At 35.3% G+C, this 5,007-nt stretch carries 5 protein-coding genes and 1 other RNA gene; 2 read left to right on the top strand and 4 right to left on the bottom strand.

Annotated features, from left to right (window positions below; translation table 11 throughout):
- Positions 1–79: 79 nt before the first annotated feature.
- The 4 genes from rnpB to HMPREF2846_RS06745 all read right to left on the bottom strand — a co-directional run bounded on the left by rnpB (position 80) and on the right by HMPREF2846_RS06745 (position 1,793).
- Positions 80–461: RNase P RNA component class B (gene rnpB, locus HMPREF2846_RS06760), an RNA gene on the bottom strand.
- 95 nt (positions 462–556) lie between these two features.
- Positions 557–886 carry a cell division regulator GpsB gene (gene gpsB / locus HMPREF2846_RS06755; protein ID WP_002480951.1) on the bottom strand — a complete coding sequence of 110 codons (330 nt, stop codon included), beginning with the start codon at positions 884–886 and terminating at the stop codon, positions 557–559.
- 12 nt (positions 887–898) lie between these two features.
- Positions 899–1,462: an SLOG family protein gene (locus tag HMPREF2846_RS06750; RefSeq protein WP_057510508.1), complete on the bottom strand. Its 564-nt coding sequence runs from the start codon at positions 1,460–1,462 to the stop codon at positions 899–901.
- Positions 1,455–1,793, bottom strand: a complete 339-nt coding sequence (locus HMPREF2846_RS06745; RefSeq protein ID WP_083309982.1) for a DUF1798 family protein — start codon at positions 1,791–1,793, stop codon at positions 1,455–1,457. Before HMPREF2846_RS06745 ends, HMPREF2846_RS06750 begins: the two co-directional genes overlap by 8 nt.
- A 274-nt stretch (positions 1,794–2,067) precedes the next feature.
- On the opposite strand from HMPREF2846_RS06745, the gene recU reads away from it, so the two are divergent.
- Both recU and HMPREF2846_RS06735 read left to right on the top strand, forming a co-directional pair.
- Positions 2,068–2,694, top strand: a complete 627-nt coding sequence (recU, locus tag HMPREF2846_RS06740) for a Holliday junction resolvase RecU (RefSeq protein ID WP_070626250.1) — start codon at positions 2,068–2,070, stop codon at positions 2,692–2,694.
- Complete coding sequence (locus tag HMPREF2846_RS06735; RefSeq protein WP_070626248.1) at positions 2,691–4,970, top strand: transglycosylase domain-containing protein; 2,280 nt, start codon at positions 2,691–2,693, stop codon at positions 4,968–4,970. Before recU ends, HMPREF2846_RS06735 begins: the two co-directional genes overlap by 4 nt.
- Positions 4,971–5,007 lie beyond the last annotated feature (37 nt).

Below are 5,007 nucleotides of genomic sequence, written 5' to 3'. Positions count from 1 at the left end.
TTTTGCTCACCAGTCCTATTTGACAGAGAGCCAAATAAAAAAGCTCTCCAATCTTGGAGAGCTGAACTAGTGAGGATATTTCTATAAGCCATGTTCTGTACCTTAGTACTGATAACGTGCACTAGTAGTCACTCGTACGCCGGTGGTAACCATCTGTCTGGAATAAGTATTTACGCACACTTATTCCCTCATTTATACGTTGAATTCCGCTAAATAAGTGCTCCTACCAAATTTGGATTGCTCACTCGAGGGGTTTACCGCGTTCCACCCTTTACATTTCTGTAAAGACTCCGTCACTGTGGCACTTTCAAGCTACTTTAATCATATCCAAAAGACTTAGATTATTTCACTGCCGTCTATTAGCCTTGACTTATTGTTTCATCAAGCACGAACACTACAATCATCTCAGATTGTGTGAGCATGGACTTTCCTCTATATTGCTATAGCGATTACCCGAAATATCACTTCTTAAAATTATAGCATGGTTCTTTGTCTATGGTAAAGCTAATCCGAAAAAGCACAACTTTTCAGACTTCGAGCCATAAACTAAGAATAACTATTTTCCAAATACTGCTTTTTCTAAATTAGAGATACGTTTAAGAATATCTACATTACTAGAATTTGTGTTTGAAGAAAAACTTTTGTTTTCTTGTGGTCTAGAAGTAGCTACACGTAAACGTAACTCTTCAAGTTCTTTTTTCAACTTATGATTTTCTTCATTTAATTTAATTACTTCATTATTCATGTCTGCCATTTTTTGATAGTCTGCGATGATGTCATCTAAAAATGCATCTACTTCTTCCCTTCTATATCCACGTGCAAGGGTTTTTTCGAAGTCTTTCTCATAAATATCTTTTGCTGATAATTTTAAAGATACATCTGCCATTTTTTCTCCACCTCATTCGAAACTTTCTTCAGACCACTGTATATCACTGATGAATGTATTGATTTCATCAAACGTTACAACATCATAAGTATAGTTTGTTTGTTCTGCAAAATCAACTAACATCCGCTTAAAGAACTTTGGACTCGCTTCTTGTTCTTCATCATAAATTAGAACAGTCATATCAGTATGGTCTAGGATAAATTGATCTGTTTGTTTGAATTGAAAGGGTCCTTCGTAGGGTGCGTGATGCACTGAATCATGAAAATCAGCTTTTTCAATAATTTGTTGATACTTCAACTGATTTTGTTCATTCCAACGTTCTGTATGATTTTGAAAAGGTGTAATCACACCGAGCTTTAATTCAGGATACTCTTGTTGCAAGTCAAGCACCACTTCAGCTGTCCACATTTCAATTCCTAATTGTCCTTGTATCAATACCCATTCTAAACCTTCCTCAACCAGATTTTGCAATTTATTTTTTAAAAATAATTTAAGGTATTTTACTTCAGGTGCATCATCTTTAAATATATTTAATTCATAGGATTTATAGCCGGTAACATATGCTGTTTTAACCATAATGCGTTTCACTTTCCTTTAAATAGTTTAAATCATAGTTCACACTTTTCAGTTTATCCATAAAGAGTTTCCGGCTTGCTGAAGCATAATGACATTCGACAGAAAGGCGTTCTAAATTTTCTTTGAGTATTTGATACTTCAACTGATTCATGTATGAAAGCGCAATGATATTTTCTGCATAACCATCCAATTGGTTCAACAAATCATCGATGTGATAAGCAAAAGGCATCACATCGTTTTTGAAATCATATGCCTTACCTGATCTAGCTTCTTCATATCTTTGTTTCATAATATAGGTTTGTTCTATTAATGTTGAGATAATGGTATACAATCACATTTCGCCTCCCTCACAATTAAATTATCATATATTGATAAGTACGTCATTTCAGAAAACCTTTAAATCCCTATGATAAAAGGGTTCAATATTGTTAAATAGCCTGATTAACGTTAAAATAAGTGACATATACACAAACCAATGTTTGCTTAAATACTAAAGGAAGGTTTTTAAGTAAGCTTTGTATTGAAATAAGTTTCGAGAGTTTGCATCTCACTGTAAGTTGTGTATAATTATTACGGTTTAAAAACCTGTTGGTGTGGTGAAACAAATGAATTATCCAAATGGTAAACCATTTAATAGAAATAAGACTAAAGTTGGACGCACAAACCCATTCAATTCAAGTAAAATCAAGTATGGCGGACGTGGGATGACTTTAGAAAAGGAAATCGAATTATCAAACGATTACTACCTTTCTACAGGTAAAGCAGTAATACACAAGAAACCGACACCCGTTCAAATCGTAAATGTTTCTTATCCTAAACGCAGTAAAGCTGTGATTAAAGAAGCATATTTCCGTACCCCATCTACAACTGACTATAACGGTATTTATAATGGCCGTTATATTGATTTTGAAGCAAAAGAAACACAGAGCAAGACGTCTTTTCCATTACAAAATATTCATGAACACCAAGTTGTGCATATGAAATCATGCTATGAACAAAACGGAATTGTATTTTTACTAATTCGTTTTAAAGCATTAGATGAAGTTTATATGCTACCTTATCGTTCCTTTGAAAACTTTTGGCAAAGACATCAAAATAACATCAGAAAATCAATTACAGTTGAAGAAATAAGAAAAAATGGTTACCATATTCCTTATCAGTATCAACCACGATTGAATTACCTCAAAGCCGTTGATAAGTTGATATTAGATGAAAGTGAGGACCGCGTATGACGGAAAGAAAGAAGACTTCTCATTCTAAGAATGGAAAGTCTGGTAAAAAACAGAATAGGAATATTAAGAGGACAATTATTAAGATTATTGGCTTCATTTTAATTGCGTTTATTGTCTTAGCCTTAGTTGGTGTTCTTTTATTCGCTTACTACGCATGGAAAGCGCCAGCGTTTTCTGATGCAAAATTAAAAGATCCTATACCAGCAAAGATTTATGATAAAGACGGTAAATTAATCAAGACACTTGATAACGGTCAAAGACGTGCGCACGTGGACTTAAAAGATGTTCCGCAAAATATGAAAGATGCCGTTCTAGCTACTGAAGATAATCGTTTCTATAAGCATGGTGCTTTAGACTATAAACGTTTATTCGGTGCGGTCGGTAAAAACATTACTGGCGGATTCGGTTCACAAGGTGCATCAACATTAACACAACAAGTTGTTAAACGTTCATTCTTAACCGATCAAAAGTCGATTGGCCGTAAAGCACAAGAAGCATACTTATCGTATCGTTTAGAACAAGAGTACAGTAAAGATGAGATTTTCCAAATCTACTTAAACAAAATTTACTACTCTGACGGTGTTTATGGGATTAAAGCAGCAGCTAAATATTACTTCGACAAGGATTTGAAAGATTTAAATTTAGCTGAGGAAGCGTACTTAGCAGGTTTACCTCAAGTACCTAACTTATACAATGTATATGATAATCCTAAAGAAGCGGAATCTCGTAAAGATACTGTATTATACTTAATGCATTATCATAAACGTATTTCTGAACAAGATATGAAAAAAGCGCAAGATACACCAATTGAGAAAAACTTAGTTAAACGTAGTGCTGATGATCGTGCAATTAAGCCAGATAATAAAGATCCTGAGTATAACTCATATGTGAACTTTGTGAAGTCTGAATTAATGGCACATCCTGAGTTCCAAGACAAAAATCTTGGCGACTTAATGAATAGTGGTATTAAGATTTATACTAATATGGACTCTAGCGTTCAAAAAGCATTGCAGAACCGTATTGATAACGGCAATTACTATAAGAACGAAGATCAACAAGTTGGTTCAACAATTGTTGACAGTAAGAGCGGTGGATTAGTCGCAATTTCTGGTGGCAGACACTTCAAAGATGTTGTCGACCGTAACCAAGCAACTGACCCTCACCCTACTGGTTCTTCATTAAAACCATTCTTATCTTACGGACCAGCAATTGAGAATATGCAATGGGCAACAAACCATGAACTTCAAGACGAATCAGAATACATGGTAGATGGTACTACATTCAGAAACTATGATACGAAGAGTCATGGTAATGTCACACTTTATGATGCATTACGTCAAAGTTTCAACATTCCAGCATTGAAAGCTTGGCAACAAACGAAACAAGATGCTGGTCAAGACGCACCTAAGAAATTTGCAGACAAAGTTGGCTTGAAATATGAAGGTGAAATTGGTCCTTCAGAAGTACTTGGTGGTTCATCATCTGAATTCTCACCTACTGATTTAGCTTCTGCTTTCGCAGCGTTAGCTAATGGCGGTGAATACAACCAAGCACACGGTATTACTAAAGTTGTTGATCAAGAAGGTAATACTACAGAGTTTGATCACAAACACCACAGAGCTATGCATGATTACACAGCATACATGCTTTCAGAAGTACTAAAAGGTACATTTGAAGCTTGGGGTTCTGCTTATGGTCATGGCGTATCTGGTGTTAACTTAGCAGCCAAAACTGGTACAGGTACTTATGGTTCAGAAACTTACCAACAATACAACTTACCTGATAACGCAGCGAAAGATGTATGGATTAACGGTTTCACTCCTAAATACTCAATGTCAGTTTGGATGGGCTTCAATAAAGTTAAAGAATATGGTCAAAACTCATTCGTTGGTCATAACGAACAAGAGTATCCACAATACTTGCTTGAAGATGTGATGTCAGATATCAGTCCTAGAGACGGACAAGACTTCCAACGTCCAGCTTCAGTTAATGGTTCAAGCAAATCTGACTTATACGTTGCTAGCAACCCTGACCACAATACTACAAACCGTAAAGTAAACGGTAATGGTACTACTCAAGGCGGCAGCAGTAATAGCAACAACAGTCAACAACAAGGTTCAAACAATAGAAACCAAAACTTTGGTAACAATAACCAACAAGGACAAAGCAATAATCAACAACAAGGCAACAACAACCAGCAAGGCGATAATCAAAATGGCAATGCATTATCAAGATTCTTTAATTTACATGCCATTTTCAATAATAAAGCTTCATAAATAATAGGCTCTCTGTCAAATAGGACTGGTGAGCAAA

The sequence above is a fragment of the Staphylococcus sp. HMSC056G08 genome (assembly GCF_001812305.1).
Taxonomy (GTDB): Bacteria; Bacillota; Bacilli; order Staphylococcales; family Staphylococcaceae; genus Staphylococcus; species Staphylococcus simulans.
This window is presented reverse-complemented; position numbering and strand designations above follow the sequence as displayed.

Excerpts from the sequence above, each read along its gene's own strand:
- gpsB (WP_002480951.1), bottom strand. The coding sequence starts at position 886 with ATGGCAGATGTATCTTTAAAATTATCAGCAAAAGATATTTATGAGAAA.
- HMPREF2846_RS06750 (WP_057510508.1), bottom strand. The coding sequence starts at position 1,462 with ATGGTTAAAACAGCATATGTTACCGGCTATAAATCCTATGAATTAAAT.
- recU (WP_070626250.1), top strand. The coding sequence starts at position 2,068 with ATGAATTATCCAAATGGTAAACCATTTAATAGAAATAAGACTAAAGTT.
- HMPREF2846_RS06735 (WP_070626248.1), top strand. The coding sequence starts at position 2,691 with ATGACGGAAAGAAAGAAGACTTCTCATTCTAAGAATGGAAAGTCTGGT.